This is a genomic window from Pseudomonas sp. TE21435 (assembly GCF_056279265.1).
In genome coordinates, this window is the sequence record NZ_JBWBQZ010000001.1 from 13303 (window position 1) to 29638 (window position 16336).

Here is a 16336-nt window from a genome sequence, read left to right on the forward strand (position 1 = left end):
TTCCGTTTCAAGGAAGCTCCCATGGACACCAAACTGCTCGATATCCTGGCCTGCCCGATCACCAAGGGCCCGCTCAAGCTCAGCGCCGACAAGACCGAGCTGATCAGCAAGGGCGCGGGCCTGGCCTATCCGATTCGCGATGGCATCCCGGTGATGCTGGAAAGCGAGGCGCGCACCCTGACCGACGATGAGCGCCTGGACAAATGAGCCTGGACTTCACCGTGGTGATCCCCGCCCGGCTGCGCTCCACGCGCCTGCCGGGCAAGCCGCTGCTGGCGATCGCCGGCAAGCCGATGGTCCAGCATGTGTGGGAGCAGGCGCGCAAGAGCGGCGCCAGCCGCGTGGTCATTGCCACCGACGATGCCAGCATCGTCGAGGCCTGCCAGGCGTTCGGCGCCGAAGTGCTGCTGACCCGCGCCGACCACGAGTCGGGCACCGACCGCCTGGCCGAAGTGGCTGCCCAGCTGGGCCTGGCCGCCGATGCCATCGTGGTCAACGTGCAGGGTGACGAACCGCTGATTCCGCCGGTGATCATCGACCAGGTGGCGGCCAACCTCGCCGCGCACCCCGAGGCCGGCATCGCCACCCTGGCCGAGCCGATCCACGCGCCGGAAACCATCTTCAACCCTAACGCGGTGAAGGTGGTCAGCGACAAGAACGGCCTGGCCCTGACCTTCAGCCGCGCCCCATTGCCCTGGGCCCGCGATGCGTTTGCCAAGGACCGTGAGCGCATGCCCGAAAGCGTGCCGTACCGCCGCCATATCGGCATGTACGCCTACCGCGTGGGTTTCCTTCAGGACTTCGTCGCCTGGGGCCCATGCTGGCTGGAGCAGACCGAGTCGCTGGAGCAGCTACGTGCCCTGTGGCACGGCGTGTGCATCCACGTTGCCGATGCCATCGAGGCCCCGGCCGTGGGCGTGGACACCCCTGAAGACCTGGAGCGCGTACGGCGCTTGCTGGAGGCCTGATGCGCGTTCTGTTCGTCTGCCTCGGCAATATCTGTCGCTCGCCGACTGCCGAAGGCGTGCTGCGCCATCAGCTCGAGGCCGCAGGCCTCGGTGACGTGGTGCACGTGGCCTCCGCCGGTACCGGCGACTGGCATGTCGGCAAGGCGCCCGACAGCCGTACCTGCAAGGCCGCGCTGGCCCGCGGTTACGACCTGTCGCGCCAGCGCGCCCAGCAGGTCAAGGCGGCGCATTTCGCCGAGTACGACCTGGTCCTGGCCATGGACAAGAGCAACCTCGGCAATTTGCAGGCGTTGCGCCCACACAACGCCAAGGGCGAGCTCGACCTGTTCCTGCGCCGCTATGGCGCGGCCCTGGACGAAGTGCCGGACCCTTACTACGGCGGTGCCGAAGGCTTCGAGCAGGTCCTGGACCTGATCGAGGCGGCGTGCCGTGAGCTGGTCGTGGAAATCAAGGGGCGGTTATGACGGCGCACTGGCAGGAGCGCGTGTCGCTCAAGCCCTACAACACTTTCGGCATCGATGTCAGTGCCCGCTACTTCACCCAGGCCCATGACGACGACGAGGCCCGCCAGGCACTGGCCCAGGCCGCCGAGCGGCAGGTGCCGGTGCTGGTCATTGGTGGTGGCAGCAACTTGCTGCTGTCCCGCGATGTCGACGCCCTGGTGCTGCACATGGCCAGCCGTGGGCGGCGCCTGCTCAGCGATGACGGTGAGCGCGTGGTGGTCGAAGCCGAGGCCGGCGAGCCCTGGCATCCGTTCGTGCAGTGGAGTCTCGACCAGGGCCTGTGCGGGCTGGAGAACCTCAGCCTGATCCCCGGCACAGTCGGCGCCGCGCCGATGCAGAACGTCGGCGCCTATGGCGTGGAGATCAAGGACGTGTTCGCCGGCTTGACCGCGCTGGACCGCGAAACCGGCGAGCTGCGTGACTTCTCGCTGGCTGAGTGCGCGTTTGGTTATCGCGACAGCTTGTTCAAGCGCGATTCGAGCCGTTGGCTGATCCTGCGCGTGCGCTTTGCGCTGAGCCGGTCGTTGCAGGCGCACCTGGACTACGGCCCGGTGCGTCAGCGCCTGGCGGAGCAGGGTATCGAGCAGCCCACCGCGCAGGCGATCAGCGATGCGATCTGCAGTATCCGTCGGGAAAAGCTGCCGGACCCGGCTGCGCTGGGTAACGCCGGGAGCTTCTTCAAGAATCCTGTGGTGCCTGCTGCGTTGGTCGAGCGCATTCGTGCCGAGCATCCTGGTGTGGTGGCGTATCCGCAGGCCGATGGCCAGGTGAAGCTGGCCGCCGGCTGGTTGATCGAGCAGGCGGGGTGGAAGGGCTATCGCGATGGCGATGCCGGTGTGCACCGTTTGCAATCGCTGGTGCTGGTGAACTACGGCCAGGCGAGCGGGGCGCAGTTGCATGGGCTGGCTCGGCGGATCCAGGCGGATATCCTTGAGCGCTTTGGGGTCGAGCTGGAGATGGAGCCGAACCTGTACTGATGGGCTGGCCTACGCCGGCCCAATCGCGGGGCAAGCCCGCTCCCACGCCATAATCACATGCCTGCTCAGGCGTAGGATGGTGGCGTGGGAGCGGCCGCACCGCCCGGATCACCAGTAGAGCCGCTGCGATACACCGGCAAAGAAAAAGCCCCGCCAGTTCGCACTGGCGGGGCTTTTTCATTCAGCCGAGGCTATCAACCGTGATGAGGCTTGTGCTCATCGGCGGTTTCCAGCGCTTCAGCAGGGGCGGCTTCGGCAGCGGCCTGGGCGGCAGCGGCGGCTGCAGCTTCGGCTTCGCGCTTACGGCGACGCACTTCACGTGGGTCGTTCGGGGCGCGGCCGTTGGCCAGCATCGCCGAAGGCGCTTCGACCGGGGCCGGTGCTTCCACGGGCGCCTGCTCGGCAACGATCGGCGCAGGCTCGGCGGCAGGTGCTTCAGCCACTTCCGGCTGGGCCTCGACCACTGGCTCGACGACCGCTACAGGCTGCTCGGCTACCGGGGCTTCGACCACGGTGGCTTCGACTACCTGCGGCTGCTCGATTTCACCGGCTTCCACGGCAGGGGCTTGCACCGCCTCGGCGACGACGGCAGGCTGCTCGGCAGGGGCTTCTTCGACCACTGGCTGCGGCGCTACTTCGACTACCGGTTCGATGCTCGGCTCAACGGCGACCACTGGCTCGCTGACCGGTTGCTCGACCACCGGGGCGATGGCGACCTGTTCGGCCACGACCTCGGTGATTTCCACCTGGGTTTCGGCGACAGCGGCGCTGGCACGCTCGGCCTGCTGGTTGGCTTGGGCTTCGGCATCGGCGCTGATGTTGCTGGTGGCCACGGCGGCGATGACGGCAGTGCCGGCGGCCAGTTCAGCGCCCAGCTCGGTGGCCTGGTGCTGTTGTGGCTGCTGCTCTTCGCCGGCGTCTTCGTCGCCTTCGATCAGCTCGCCATTGGCGTTGCGCTGGCGCTCACGACGGTTGCTGCGACGACGCTGGCCACGGGAGCGGCGGCGCGGACGCTCGCCATCGGTGCCTTCCTGCTCGTCCTGCAGCAGTTCGTCGTTCGGCAGTTGCTCTTCGGCGAGCTCGGCGGCCTGTTCGACGGCCTGCGCCTCAGGGCGCAGCTGGCGCTCTTCACGCGGAGCGCGTTCTTCACGTGGCGCACGCTCTTCACGAGGGGCGCGTTCTTCACGCGGTGCACGCTCTTCACGTGGTGCGCGTTCTTCACGCGGGGCACGCTCTTCACGTGGTGCACGTTCTTCACGCGGCGCGCGCTCTTCGCGAGGGGCACGTTCTTCACGTGGTGCACGCTCTTCACGGGCTACACGTTCCTCGCGTGGCGCACGCTCTTCACGTGGGGCGCGTTCTTCACGGGCGGCCGGGGCCGGTGCGGCGTCCAGCGGCTCGCGCAATTCGCGCACGCGCTCTTCGCGGTTGCCACGGCGGTCTTCGCGCGGCTGGCGCTGACGCTCTTCGCGTGGGGCGCGTTCTTCACGCGGTGCACGTTCTTCGCGTGGCTGACGCTCTTCACGCGGGGCGCGCTCGCTGCGTTCTTCACGCGGCTTGCGGTCTTCCTCGCGGCGGCCATTGCGGTTGCGGCTCTGCTGGCGACCGTTGCGGCGCTCTTCGTTGCGTGGCGAGCGCTCGGTGGCCGGTTTTTCGGTGGTGACGGCCGGTGCGGCGGCAGGCTCTTCCTTGCCGGCGAACAGGCTGACCAGCGACTTGACCAGGCCCTTGAACAGGCTTGGCTCCGGTACGCTCGGCGCAGGCGCCGCGGGTGCGGCTGGCTGCTCTTCGACGGCAGCCGGTACCGGTGCGTTGGCGCGGGCCGGCGCGGTCTTCACCGCGGCTTCCTGGCGTACCAGGGTGCGAGTAGCGGTCGGCAGCGGCGCTTCTTCGGTCTCGGTCGAGGCGATTTCGTAGCTGGACTGGTTGTTCAGCACGTCCGGGTTGTCGTCGCGCAGGCGCTGGACTTCGAAGTGCGGGGTTTCCAGGTGGTCGTTCGGCAGGATGATGATGCGCGCGCGAGTGCGCAGTTCGATCTTGGTGATCGAGTTGCGTTTCTCGTTGAGCAGGAAGGCGGCCACCGGGATCGGCACCTGGGCGCGCACCTCGGCGGTGCGGTCCTTCAGGGCTTCTTCCTCGATCAGGCGCAGGATCGCCAGCGACAGCGACTCGACGTCACGGATGATGCCGGTACCCGAGCAGCGCGGGCAGACGATGCCGCTGCTCTCACCCAGCGATGGACGCAGGCGCTGGCGGGACATTTCCAGCAGGCCGAAGCGCGAGATGCGGCCGACCTGCACACGGGCGCGGTCGGCCTCGAGGCATTCGCGCACGCGTTCTTCGACGGCGCGCTGGTTCTTCGCCGGGGTCATGTCGATGAAGTCGATGACGATCAGGCCGCCGATGTCACGCAGGCGCAGCTGGCGGGCGATCTCTTCGGCCGCTTCGAGGTTGGTCTGCAGGGCGGTTTCCTCGATGTCGCTGCCCTTGGTGGCGCGCGCCGAGTTGATGTCGATGGAGACCAGGGCTTCGGTCGGGTCGATCACGATCGAGCCGCCGGACGGCAGGTCGACGACGCGCTGGAAGGCGGTCTCGATCTGGCTTTCGATCTGGAAGCGGTTGAACAGCGGCACGCTGTCTTCGTACAGCTTGACCTTGCTGGCGTACTGCGGCATCACCTGGCGGATGAAGGTCAGGGCTTCTTCCTGGGCGTCGATGCTGTCGATCAGTACTTCGCCGATGTCCTGGCGCAGGTAGTCGCGGATGGCGCGGATGATGACGTTGCTTTCCTGGTAGATCAGGAACGGCGCGGTACGGTCCAGCGAGGCTTCCTTGATGGCGGTCCACAGCTGCAGCAGGTAGTCGAGGTCCCACTGCATTTCTTCGCTGCTGCGGCCAAGGCCCGCGGTGCGCACGATGAGGCCCATGTCGCCCGGAACGGTCAGGCCGTTCAGTGCTTCACGCAGCTCGTTGCGCTCTTCGCCTTCGATGCGGCGGGAGATGCCGCCGGCGCGCGGGTTGTTGGGCATCAGCACCAGGTAGCGGCCGGCCAGGCTGATGAAGGTGGTCAGGGCGGCGCCTTTGTTGCCGCGCTCTTCCTTCTCGACCTGGACGATGACTTCCTGGCCTTCGCTCAGGACTTCCTTGATGTTGACCCGGCCTTCAGGGGCTTTCTTGAAGTATTCGCGGGAGATTTCCTTCAGCGGCAGGAAGCCGTGACGTTCGGAGCCGAAGTCGACGAAGGCGGCTTCAAGGCTGGGCTCGATCCGGGTGATCTTGCCTTTGTAGATGTTGGCCTTTTTCTGCTCACGGGCACCGGACTCGATGTCCAGGTCGTAGAGGCGTTGGCCGTCCACCAGGGCTACACGCAACTCTTCGGGTTGAGTTGCGTTAATCAGCATTCTTTTCATGTTGTACCGTCGGTTTCCGGGCTGCCGGAAACGGCGTTCGGCACACACGACTTTTCATGATCGGTGCCAAGGTGCGCAAAGGGTGGCGAACCACCCCCGTGTCTGACGACGTTCGGCACCAGCCGGTTGCCCAGCCTGCCGTTGTCGCGACGACGCGTCCTGTTTTGCGGTGCCAAAAGACCTGTCGAGCTTTTCGAAGGTTATCCGAATCAATCGAGCGGGCCTGGTGCACTCAGTCAGGAGGAGGAATCAACCGGTCGTCCGTGGATGCCACGAGGGCGTCTGTTCAGGACCTTGCCCGCTCATCGCCCGTTGAGTGGGGCGGTGGGTCGGGTTCGGTGCCACACGGTCCGAAGGCTGTGCATCTCCACCCTGCACGTATCCCTGAAAATTCGGTGCTGCCGCGCGCTGAATCCGCAACGGGTTGCATTTTTCGCCAGCCCGGTACCGGGCTGGCGCCATGACATATCCAAGGCAGGTATTTCCGAAGCATTCGCCCGAATGCGCGGAAACGACGGTGGCGGGCAGAGGTACGGCGAAAAGAAGCGGGTAAGCAGGTGAAACACCGCACTTGTCGTTTTTTTCCGGTCTTCTCTACACAGCGCTGGTGGCGATTCCAGGCATTTAGTTAAACTGGCGAACGCTCCGTAGGACGGCCTCGCGTCCTCGGAATTGCGATGGTCAGGGCCGGCGTAGAGCCTGATGCCGCTGGCCTGCCGCTTTTGGCGGCGTTCGCGACTATAGCAGTTATGATTAAGTGCTTCAATTCCATAAAAAATTGTTATGATCCCGCCATGACGACCAATACCCCTCCGACTTCCGGCGTTCAGCTGATCGAAGTCGCGCCGGAGCTTGCCGGCCAACGCATCGACAATTTCCTCATCACCGCGCTCAAGGGCGTGCCCAAGACGCTGGTCTACCGCATCCTGCGCAAGGGCGAGGTGCGGGTCAACAAGGGCCGGATCAAGCCTGAGTACAAGCTGCAGGCCGGCGATATCGTGCGGGTGCCGCCGGTGCGCCTGCCCGAGCGTGACGAACCCGCGCCCGTGGCCCAGGGGCTGTTGCAGCGCCTGGAAGCCGCCATCGTCTATGAAGACAAGGCGCTGATTGTGATGAACAAGCCGGCCGGCATTGCCGTGCATGGCGGCAGCGGCCTGAGCTTCGGGGTGATCGAGGCGCTGCGCCAGTTGCGCCCCGACGCCAAGGAGCTGGAGCTGGTGCACCGCCTGGACCGCGACACCTCGGGCCTGTTGATGATCGCCAAGAAGCGCAGCATGCTGCGCCACCTGCATGCCGCACTGCGCGGCGATGGCGTGGACAAGCGCTACATGGCGCTGGTGCGCGGCCATTGGCCGACCTCGAAGAAGCAGGTCAATGCGCCGCTGCAGAAGAGCAACCTGCGCTCCGGCGAACGCATGGTCGAGGTCAATGATGAGGGCAAGGAGGCGCTGACGCTGTTCCGCGTGCTGCGCCGCTTCGGCGAATTCGCCACGATTGTCGAGGCGCGGCCGATCACCGGCCGTACCCATCAGATCCGCGTGCACACCTTGCATGCCGGGCACATGATCGCCGGCGACAGCAAGTACGGCGATGAAGACTTCAGCCGCGAGATTCGCGACCTGGGTGGCAAGCGCCTGTTCCTGCATGCCTACCAGTTGACCGTGCCGCTGCCCGACGGCGGCGAGCTCAAGCTCGAGGCGCCGGTGGACGAGATGTGGGCCAAGACTATCGAGCGGTTGGCGTCCTGAGCCATGAATAAAAGTTATGACCTGCTGGTCTTCGACTGGGATGGCACGCTGGCCGATTCCATCGGGCGCATTGTCGAGGCCATGAACGTGGCCGCCGGGCGTGCCGGGGAGGCCGCCAGCAGCGACGAGGCGATCAAGGGCATCATTGGTCTGGCGCTGGGGGAGGCGATCGCCACCCTGTATCCACATCTTGAGCTGCCGCAGGTGGAAACATTCCGCCAGCATTATGCCGATGTCTACATGGCGCTGGATCAACAGCCGTCGCCACTGTTCGACGGTGTGGTCGAGTCGCTGGCAGCGTTCCGTGCCGAGGGGTATCGTCTGGCGGTGGCCACCGGCAAGGCGCGACGCGGTCTGGATCGGGTGCTCAAGGCCAATGGCTGGGAAAACTATTTCGACATTACCCGGGCGGCCGACGAAACCCGCGGCAAACCGCATCCGCTGATGCTCGAGGAGATTCTCGCCCACTGCCAGGTCGAACCCGGGCGGGCGCTGATGGTCGGAGATTCGGCGTTCGACCTGCAGATGGCCAGCAATGCCGGCATGCATTCGGTCGCCGTGGGCTATGGCGCCATGTCGCTGCAGGCTCTGGCCGAATTTGGCCCGCAAGTGTGCATCGAGCATTTTTCCCAGTTGCGCGAATGGCTGGCCGAGCCTGCGCAGATCAATTTCCAAGGTAGGTGAGCATGACTGACGAGTGGAAGGCGCCCGAGGCCGATGAGGCTGGCGAGGAGCGCAAGAGTTGGAAGTTGCTGGAGAAGACCTTGCTGGCGGGTGTCCAGGAGCAGCGTCGGGCGCGGCGCTGGGGGATCTTCTTCAAGCTGCTGACCTTCGTTTACCTGTTCGGCATCCTGTTCCTGTTCACGCCATTGATGGATGTGGACAAGGCTGCCTCGCGCAGCGGCAGCCATACCGCGCTGGTCGAGGTGCGCGGGGTGATCGCCGATCAGGAGCCTGCCAGCGCCGACAATATCGTCAAGAGTCTGCGCGAGGCGTTCAAGGATCCGAAGACCAAAGCCGTGGTCATGCGCGTCAACAGCCCGGGCGGCAGCCCGGTGCAGGCGGGTTATGTGTACGACGAGATCCGCCGTCTGCGCGCCGAATATCCGGCCATCAAGCTGTACGCGGTGATCGCCGACCTGGGGGCCTCCGGCGCCTACTACATTGCCAGCGCCGCCGACGAGATCTATGCCGACAAGGCCAGCCTGGTCGGCTCCATCGGCGTCACTGCGGCGGGCTACGGCTTTGTCGGCGCCATGGACAAGCTGGGCGTGGAGCGGCGCACCTACACGGCGGGCGAACACAAGGCCTTCCTTGATCCGTTCTCGCCACAGAAGCCGGAAGAAACCGCGTTCTGGCAGGGTGTGCTGGATACCACGCACCGCCAGTTCATCGCCATGGTCAAGCAGGGGCGTGGCGAGCGCCTGAAGGACAAGGATCACCCTGAGCTGTTCAGCGGGCTGATCTGGTCGGGCGAGCAGGCCAAGGAGCTGGGGCTGGTGGACGGGCTGGGCAGTGCCAGCTATGTCGCCCGCGAAATCGTCGGCGAGAAGGAACTGGTGGACTTCACTGTGCAGGAGTCGCCGTTCGATCGTTTCTCCAAGCGCATCGGTGCCAGTGTGGCGGAGCGCATGGCGCTGTATATGGGCTTCCAGGGGCCTTCGCTGCGTTGATCTGAAGTCGATTGGGGCCGCTTCGCGGCCCTTTCGCCGGCAAGCCGGCTCCCACAAATTACGCCGCATCCTGTGGGAGCCGGCTTGTCGTAGCGACGAACCGCGGCGAAGCGGCCCCAGTCTCTCAAGGCGCCTGCACGCCTTCCTTGTGCAGCATGTCCACCAGCCGAATCAGCGGTAGCCCGATCAGGCTCGTGGCGTCGCAGCCGTGGGTGCTCTGGAACAGGCTGACCCCCAAGCCCTCCGCCTTGAAGCTGCCTGCGCAGTCCAGTGGCTGCTCGGCCGTCACGTAGCGCTCCACGCGCTCCCGATCCAGCTCGCGCATCGTCACGGTAAACGGCACGCAATCGACCTGGCACTGGCCGGTGGCGCTGTTCAGCAGTGCCAGCCCGGTGAGGAAGGTGACCTGCTGTCCGCTGGCCTCCAGCAACTGCTCGCAGGCGCGTTCGAAGGTGTGAGGCTTGCCGAGGATCTGCTCGCCCAGTACCGCCACCTGGTCGGAGCCGATGATCAGGTGATCGGGGTGACTGGCGGCCAGGGCTTCGGCCTTCTGTCGGGCCAGGCGGCGCACCAGCTCGACGGCGGGCTCGCCATCGAGGCGCCGTTCGTCAAGGTCGGGGCTCGCCCAGGTGAAGGGCAGGCGCAGGCGGGTGAGCAGTTCGCGGCGGTAGGGCGAGCTGGAAGCCAGTAACAAGGGAAGCATGGTAGACTCCTGGGCAATTGCCCCGAATTCTAACATGCGAGATGGCACCTAATTTCCTTTGACAGGGAGGGGGTGCATCCCTAGAATGCTGCGCCTATGTTGAATGACCCGATTCCACCTCACGTTGACCCGCGCAAATTGGCTGATCGTGGCGTAACCCTCGAAGGTTCGCTGCAACTCGCTGATTTGGAAAGACTCTGCGACCCGCTTTCCGACAATGTCGGTACGGTGCAGGCGAAGTTCGATTTTGAACGAGATGAACAGCACGTGGTGGTTATCCACAGCGCGCTGGATGTCGAAGTCAAGATGGTTTGCCAGCGTTGTCTTGAGCTGGTCACCCTGCCGATCCATAGCGAATGTACGTACGCTGTGGTGAAGGAGGGTGCGAACACCCAGTCGTTGCCGAAAGGCTATGACGTGCTGGAACTGGGCGAAGATCCATTGGATCTGCAGGCACTGGTCGAGGAAGAGCTTTTGCTTGCCCTGCCAATCGTGCCTGCTCATCATCCGGAAGAATGCCAGCAGCCGGCGGGACTCGATGAGCCCGAGCCGAGCAAGGACGAGGTATCGCGGTCCAACCCGTTCAGTGTATTGGCGCAGTTAAAGCGTGACCCAAACGTTTAGGAGTTAATCAATTATGGCTGTTCAGCAGAACAAAAAATCCCGCTCTGCCCGTGACATGCGCCGTTCGCACGACGCCCTGTCGGCAGAAGCTCTGTCGGTAGAGAAGAGCACCGGTGAAGTACACCTGCGTCACCACGTTTCGCCAGAAGGCGTATACCGTGGTCGCAAAGTGATCGACAAGGGCGCTGACGAGTAATCCTTGTCCGCTCAGATCATCGCGATCGACGCAATGGGCGGGGACTTCGGTCCCCGCAGCATTGTCCAGGCTAGCATTGCCTGCCTATCGGCTACCCCCTCGCTGCACCTGACCCTCGTCGGTCAACCCTCCCTCCTTGAAGATCTTGTCGGCGGCCTCGCGGCTGCGGATCGCGCACGCCTGCAGATTGTCGCGGCCAGCGAAGTGATCGGCATGGACGAGCGGCCATCGCAGGCGTTGCGGGGCAAGCCGGACTCGTCGATGCGCATCGCCCTCGAACTGGTGCGTGATGGCAAGGCCCAGGCCTGCGTAAGTGCCGGCAATACCGGCGCGCTCATGGCCTTGTCGCGCTTTGTGCTCAAGACCCTGCCCGGAATAGATCGCCCGGCGATGGTGGCGGCGATCCCGACCCAGGCCGGCTACTGCCAGCTGCTTGACCTCGGCGCCAACGTCGACTGCAGCGCGGAAAACCTCTACCAGTTCGCCGTGATGGGCTCGGTGGCCGCCCAGGCTCTGGGCGTGCATCGGCCGCGGGTGGCGCTGCTCAATATCGGTACCGAGGACATCAAGGGCAACCAGCAGGTCAAGCTGGCCGCCAGCCTGTTGCAGAACGCCCGGGGGCTGAACTACATCGGCTTCGTCGAGGGTGACGGGTTGTACCGGGGCGAGGCGGACGTGGTGGTGTGCGATGGTTTCGTCGGCAATATCCTGCTCAAGTCCAGCGAGGGTCTGGCGACCATGATCGGTGCCCGCATCGAGGCGCTGTTCCGTGGCGGGGTGTTGGCGCGAGCCGCAGGTGCCCTGGCCATGCCGCTGCTCAAGCGCCTGCAGGCCGACCTTGCGCCTGCGCGGCACAATGGTGCGAGTTTCCTGGGGTTGCAGGGCATCGTCATCAAGAGCCATGGCTCGGCGGGCGTGCAGGGTTTGCAGAGCGCGATCCAGCGAGCGCTGATCGAGATCCAGGAAAACCTGCCGCAGCGCCTGCACGGGCGTCTTGAAGACTTGTTGCCCTGAGCTGCGCGATGAGGTCATTACTGGAAATGCAAAGCTTTTGGGCATACCGCCCATGAAGTGCTTAAATGTGACCGCTTGGTCCGCCGCTCCATCCAAGCTTTCAGATTGCGCGTCTGGCCCGCGGCCTGGCGCACCCTATCCGACGACAAGATCATAAGGGCTTGTTCAATGTCTGCATCCCTCGCATTCGTCTTTCCTGGTCAAGGTTCCCAGTCGCTGGGCATGCTCAAAGAGCTGGGCGCCGAAAAACCGGTAATCGTCGAGACCTTCAAGGAAGCGTCCGAGGCCCTGGGCTACGACCTGTGGAAACTGGTCCAGGAAGGCCCGGAAGAACAACTCAACCAGACCGACAAGACCCAGCCGGCCATTCTGACCGCCTCCATCGCCTTGTGGCGCCTGTGGCTGGACGAGGGCGGTGCGCAGCCGGCTTTCGTCGCCGGGCACAGCCTGGGTGAATACAGCGCCCTGGTCGCCGCTGGCAGCCTTTCGCTGAAAGATGCCGTGCGCCTGGTCGAGCGCCGTGGCCAACTGATGCAGGAGGCCGTACCTGCCGGCCATGGTGCCATGGCCGCCATCCTTGGCCTGGACGACGCCGTGGTGGTCGAGATTTGCGCCGAAGCCGCCGAAGACGAAGTGGTCAGCGCGGTGAACTTCAACTCGCCGGGCCAGGTGGTCATCGCCGGCAACAAGGCTGCGGTCGATCGTGCCATCGAGCTGTGCAAGGCCAAGGGCGCCAAGCGTGCCCTGCCATTGGCGGTCAGCGTGCCATCGCACTGCGCCCTGATGAAGCCGGCCGCCGAGCGTTTCGCCGAGGCCGTCAACGCCATCGAATGGAAAGCGCCGCAGATCCCGGTGGTGCAGAACGTCACCGCAGCCATCGCCGCCGACCTCGATGCCCTCAAACAGGACCTGCTGGCGCAGCTGTACCAGCCGGTACGCTGGGTCGAGTGCGTGCAGGCGCTGGCCGAGCGCGGTGCGGTGAACCTGGTCGAATGCGGCCCGGGCAAGGTCCTGGCTGGCCTGAACAAGCGTTGCGCCGACGGCGTGACCACCTACAACCTCAACACCCCAGACGCTGTCGCCGCCACCCGTGCGGCGCTGGCCTGAATTCGGAGAAGCTTGCATGAGCCTGCAAGGTAAAGTTGCACTGGTCACCGGCGCCAGCCGTGGTATCGGCCAGGCCATCGCCCTCGAGCTGGGCCGCCAGGGCGCGACCGTGATCGGTACCGCCACCACCGCTTCTGGTGCCGAGCGTATCGCCGCCACCCTGAAGGAGCACGGCATCAACGGCACCGGCCTTGAGCTGAACGTCACCAGTGCCGAGTCCGTGGAGGCAGTGCTGGGCGCCATCGGCGAGCAGTTCGGCGCGCCGGCCATCCTGGTCAACAACGCCGGTATCACCCGCGATAACCTGATGCTGCGCATGAAGGATGATGAGTGGTTCGATGTGATCGACACCAACCTCAACAGCCTCTACCGTCTGTCCAAGGGCGTGCTGCGCGGCATGACCAAGGCGCGTTGGGGTCGTATCATCAGCATCGGTTCGGTGGTGGGTGCCATGGGCAACGCCGGCCAGGCCAACTACGCCGCCGCCAAGGCCGGCCTGGAAGGCTTCAGCCGGGCCCTGGCTCGTGAAGTGGGCTCGCGTGGCATCACCGTCAACTCGGTGACCCCGGGCTTCATCGACACCGACATGACCCGTGAGCTGCCAGAAGCGCAGCGCGAGGCCCTGCAGAAGGAAATTCCGCTGGGCCGCCTGGGCCAGGCCGAGGAGATCGCGAAAGTGGTTTCCTTCCTGGCTTCCGACGGCGCAGCCTATGTCACCGGCGCCACCGTGCCGGTGAACGGCGGGATGTACATGTAAAACCGCAACTCAATGTGACGGATTGCTTCAAAAAAGAGTCATACTCCGAGCCTAAAATCCGTTATAAAGCTGCAACCAGATTCCGGGCAGAGGGCCCGGTGACTTGGTGGAAGGCGCGTTACGCTTGAAAAGCAGGCGTCTTCCTATAAACTTGGTCACCGGCCAGCTGCCTGACATATGTCCATTAGGAGTGAAAACTAGGTATGAGCACCATCGAAGAACGCGTCAAGAAAATCGTCGCCGAGCAACTGGGCGTCAAGGCTGAGGAAGTCAAGAACGAATCTTCCTTCGTTGAGGACCTGGGTGCCGATTCGCTTGACACTGTTGAGCTGGTGATGGCTCTGGAAGAGGAATTCGAGACCGAAATCCCTGACGAAGAAGCCGAGAAGATCACTACCGTTCAAGCTGCTATCGACTACGTCAACGCCCACCAGGCCTAAGACGCTGTAGTCGACGCTTCTTGTCGGGAAAAACCGCACTGCCTTTGCCGGCGTGCGGTTTTTTCTTTGCGAGAGCCGGGGTTTGCTGCCATTCCATTCGCCATGGCAAGTGCACTGGCAAGAGACTCTGTTATTTGGAAATGAGGAGAGTACTGTGTCGCGTAGACGCGTCGTGGTCACTGGTATGGGTATGCTGTCGCCACTGGGTACCGATGTACCGAGCACCTGGCAGGGCATTCTGGCTGGCCGCAGTGGCATTGGTCCGATCGAGCATACGGATCTGTCTGCCTACTCCACCCGTTTTGGCGGCTCGGTGAAGGGCTTCGAAGTCGAGCAGTACCTGTCGGCCAAAGAGGCCCGCAAGCTCGACCTGTTCATTCAGTACGGCCTGGCGGCCGGCTTCCAGGCGGTGCGCAATGCCGGGCTGGAAGTCACCGATGCCAACCGTGAGCGCATCGGCGTGGCCATGGGTTCGGGGATCGGCGGGCTGACCAACATCGAGGAAACCAGCCGTACCCTGCATGAGCAGGGGCCGCGGCGGATTTCGCCGTTCTTCGTGCCGGGCTCGATCATCAACATGATCTCCGGCTTCCTGTCGATCCACCTGGGTCTGCAGGGGCCGAACTATGCAATCGCCACTGCCTGCACCACGGGCACCCACTGCATCGGCATGGCCGCGCGCAACATCGCCTACGGCGAAGCCGACGTGATGATCGCCGGTGGCGCCGAGATGGCCGCCTGCGGCCTGGGCATGGGCGGCTTCGGTGCTTCCCGTGCGCTGTCCACCCGCAACGACGAGCCGGCCCGTGCCAGCCGTCCCTGGGACAAGGGGCGTGACGGCTTTGTGCTGTCCGATGGTGCCGGCGCCCTGGTGCTCGAAGAGCTGGAGCATGCCAAGGCTCGTGGCGCGACCATCTACGCCGAGCTGGTCGGTTTCGGCATGAGCGGTGACGCCTACCACATGACCTCGCCGCCCGATTCCGGCGAAGGCGCCGCTCGCTGCATGGCCAATGCCCTGCGCGATGCCGGTATCCAGCCGCAAGAGGTCAGCTATATCAACGCCCACGGCACCTCGACGCCGGCTGGCGACGTGGCCGAAGTGGCTGCGATCAAGCGGGTGTTCGGCGAGCATGCCTACAAGCTGGCAGTGAGTTCGACCAAGTCGATGACTGGCCACCTGCTCGGCGCTGCCGGTGCGGTGGAGGCGATCTTCAGCGTCCTGGCGATCAACAGCCAGATGGCGCCGCCGACCATCAACCTGGACGAACCGGACGAAGGTTGCGACCTGGACTTCGTGCCGCACCAGGCGCGCAGCATGCCTATCGATGTGGTGCTGTCCAACTCCTTCGGCTTTGGCGGGACCAACGGTTCGCTGGTGTTCCGCCGGTTCGCCGGCTGATGCTCAGCTGGGTCGATGGCCAGGACGCGACTGCGGTCAATCTGCAGAACCGTGGCCTGGCCTACGGTGATGGTCTGTTCGAGACCATCGCCGTGCGCGGCGGCAGGCCCAGCCTGCTCGCGCAGCATGTCGACCGCCTGGCGCTGGGTTGCCAGCGCCTGGCGATCGAGGCCGACCTGACGCTGGTTCGCAATGAACTGTTGCAATTCGCCCGGCAACTGAGCGAAGGCGTCGCCAAGCTGATCCTGACCCGCGGCGACAGCCAGCGCGGCTATGCCCCGCTGGCTGGTGCGCAGGCGCGGCGTATCCTGCAAGGCGGCCCCTTGCCGGCCTATCCGACGCAGCATGCCGAGTTCGGCGTGCGGCTGTTCCCCTGTGAGACGCGCCTTGCGGAACAACCGCTGCTGGCCGGGCTCAAACACCTCAACCGCCTCGAGCAGGTGCTGGCCCGTGCCGAATGGCAGGACAGCGCGTTTGCCGAAGGCTTGATGCGTGACGCCCAAGGGCGGGTGATCGAAGGGGTGTACAGCAACCTGTTCCTGGTGCGTGATGGCGTACTGTTCACCGCCGACCTGAGCCGTTGTGGCGTGGCCGGGGTGATGCGTGCGGCATTGCTGGAACAGGCCGCGCTGCTGGGGATTCCCACGCAGGTGCGCGACCTTCCGTTCGAGGCGCTGCAGCAGGCTGACGAAGTATTCCTCTGCAACAGTGTCTATGGCGTCTGGCCCGTGCGTGAATTCGCCGCGCTGAACTGGCCCGCAGGGCCGCTCACCCGTAAACTGCAGGCCGTTGCCCGTACGTTACTGGATACCTGATT

General features: G+C 64.7%; 17 protein-coding genes. 15 read left to right on the forward strand and 2 right to left on the reverse strand.

Annotated features, from left to right (window positions below):
• Positions 1–21: 21 nt before the first annotated feature.
• Genes ACZ9C1_RS00095 through murB form a run of 4 tightly spaced genes read left to right on the forward strand, consistent with a single transcriptional unit; the run spans position 22 to position 2448 of the window.
• Positions 22–207, forward strand: a complete 186-nt coding sequence (locus tag ACZ9C1_RS00095) for a Trm112 family protein (RefSeq protein ID WP_003247142.1) — start codon at positions 22–24, stop codon at positions 205–207.
• Complete coding sequence (gene kdsB / locus ACZ9C1_RS00100; RefSeq protein ID WP_457378298.1) at positions 204–968, forward strand: 3-deoxy-manno-octulosonate cytidylyltransferase; 765 nt, start codon at positions 204–206, stop codon at positions 966–968. Before ACZ9C1_RS00095 ends, kdsB begins: the two co-directional genes overlap by 4 nt.
• Positions 968–1432: a low molecular weight protein-tyrosine-phosphatase gene (locus ACZ9C1_RS00105; RefSeq protein ID WP_111532688.1), complete on the forward strand. Its 465-nt coding sequence runs from the start codon at positions 968–970 to the stop codon at positions 1430–1432. Before kdsB ends, ACZ9C1_RS00105 begins: the two co-directional genes overlap by 1 nt.
• Positions 1429–2448, forward strand: a complete 1020-nt coding sequence (gene murB / locus ACZ9C1_RS00110; protein WP_277503233.1) for a UDP-N-acetylmuramate dehydrogenase — start codon at positions 1429–1431, stop codon at positions 2446–2448. The genes ACZ9C1_RS00105 and murB overlap by 4 nt, the downstream gene beginning before the upstream one ends.
• A gap of 194 nt (positions 2449–2642) precedes the next feature.
• On the opposite strand, the gene rne is transcribed toward murB, so the two are convergent.
• Complete coding sequence (gene rne, locus ACZ9C1_RS00115; protein WP_277503234.1) at positions 2643–5858, reverse strand: ribonuclease E; 3216 nt, start codon at positions 5856–5858, stop codon at positions 2643–2645.
• Positions 5859–6652: 794 nt separating this feature from the next.
• On the opposite strand from rne, the gene rluC reads away from it, so the two are divergent.
• Genes rluC through ACZ9C1_RS00130 form a run of 3 tightly spaced genes read left to right on the forward strand, consistent with a single transcriptional unit; the run spans position 6653 to position 9279 of the window.
• Entirely contained in the window at positions 6653–7606 is a 954-nt protein-coding gene (gene rluC, locus ACZ9C1_RS00120; protein ID WP_102683593.1) for a 23S rRNA pseudouridine(955/2504/2580) synthase RluC, read from the forward strand.
• Between the two features lie 3 nt (positions 7607–7609).
• Positions 7610–8290 (forward strand): HAD family hydrolase, encoded by a 681-nt coding sequence (locus ACZ9C1_RS00125; RefSeq protein WP_277503235.1) that lies wholly within the window; start codon positions 7610–7612, stop codon positions 8288–8290.
• Positions 8291–8292: 2 nt separating this feature from the next.
• Complete coding sequence (locus ACZ9C1_RS00130; protein ID WP_102683591.1) at positions 8293–9279, forward strand: S49 family peptidase; 987 nt, start codon at positions 8293–8295, stop codon at positions 9277–9279.
• A 124-nt stretch (positions 9280–9403) separates the two neighbouring features.
• Here the strand turns inward: ACZ9C1_RS00130 and ACZ9C1_RS00135 are convergent, their stop codons facing one another.
• Positions 9404–9982 carry a Maf family protein gene (locus ACZ9C1_RS00135; protein WP_277503236.1) on the reverse strand — a complete coding sequence of 193 codons (579 nt, stop codon included), beginning with the start codon at positions 9980–9982 and terminating at the stop codon, positions 9404–9406.
• A gap of 96 nt (positions 9983–10078) precedes the next feature.
• Between ACZ9C1_RS00135 and ACZ9C1_RS00140 the strand changes: the two genes are divergently transcribed.
• The 8 genes from ACZ9C1_RS00140 (at position 10079) to pabC (ending at position 16334) form a co-directional block, all read left to right on the forward strand.
• Positions 10079–10606 carry a YceD family protein gene (locus tag ACZ9C1_RS00140; RefSeq protein WP_023630499.1) on the forward strand — a complete coding sequence of 176 codons (528 nt, stop codon included), beginning with the start codon at positions 10079–10081 and terminating at the stop codon, positions 10604–10606.
• A 13-nt stretch (positions 10607–10619) separates the two neighbouring features.
• Positions 10620–10802: a 50S ribosomal protein L32 gene (gene rpmF, locus ACZ9C1_RS00145; protein ID WP_028690987.1), complete on the forward strand. Its 183-nt coding sequence runs from the start codon at positions 10620–10622 to the stop codon at positions 10800–10802.
• 3 nt (positions 10803–10805) lie between these two features.
• A complete protein-coding gene (gene plsX / locus ACZ9C1_RS00150) occupies positions 10806–11816 on the forward strand; it encodes a phosphate acyltransferase PlsX (RefSeq protein ID WP_102683589.1) in 1011 nt (336 codons plus the stop codon).
• A 168-nt stretch (positions 11817–11984) separates the two neighbouring features.
• The gene (fabD, locus tag ACZ9C1_RS00155) at positions 11985–12923 is read left to right on the forward strand and encodes an ACP S-malonyltransferase (RefSeq protein WP_102683588.1); all 939 of its coding nucleotides are present in this window, start codon (positions 11985–11987) and stop codon (positions 12921–12923) included.
• 16 nt (positions 12924–12939) lie between these two features.
• The gene (gene fabG, locus ACZ9C1_RS00160; protein ID WP_203647546.1) at positions 12940–13680 is read left to right on the forward strand and encodes a 3-oxoacyl-ACP reductase FabG; all 741 of its coding nucleotides are present in this window, start codon (positions 12940–12942) and stop codon (positions 13678–13680) included.
• A gap of 203 nt (positions 13681–13883) precedes the next feature.
• Positions 13884–14120: an acyl carrier protein gene (acpP, locus tag ACZ9C1_RS00165; RefSeq protein WP_046856533.1), complete on the forward strand. Its 237-nt coding sequence runs from the start codon at positions 13884–13886 to the stop codon at positions 14118–14120.
• Between the two features lie 154 nt (positions 14121–14274).
• Complete coding sequence (gene fabF / locus ACZ9C1_RS00170; RefSeq protein WP_277503242.1) at positions 14275–15519, forward strand: beta-ketoacyl-ACP synthase II; 1245 nt, start codon at positions 14275–14277, stop codon at positions 15517–15519.
• A complete protein-coding gene (gene pabC / locus ACZ9C1_RS00175; RefSeq protein WP_102683586.1) occupies positions 15519–16334 on the forward strand; it encodes an aminodeoxychorismate lyase in 816 nt (271 codons plus the stop codon). The genes fabF and pabC overlap by 1 nt, the downstream gene beginning before the upstream one ends.
• Positions 16335–16336 lie beyond the last annotated feature (2 nt).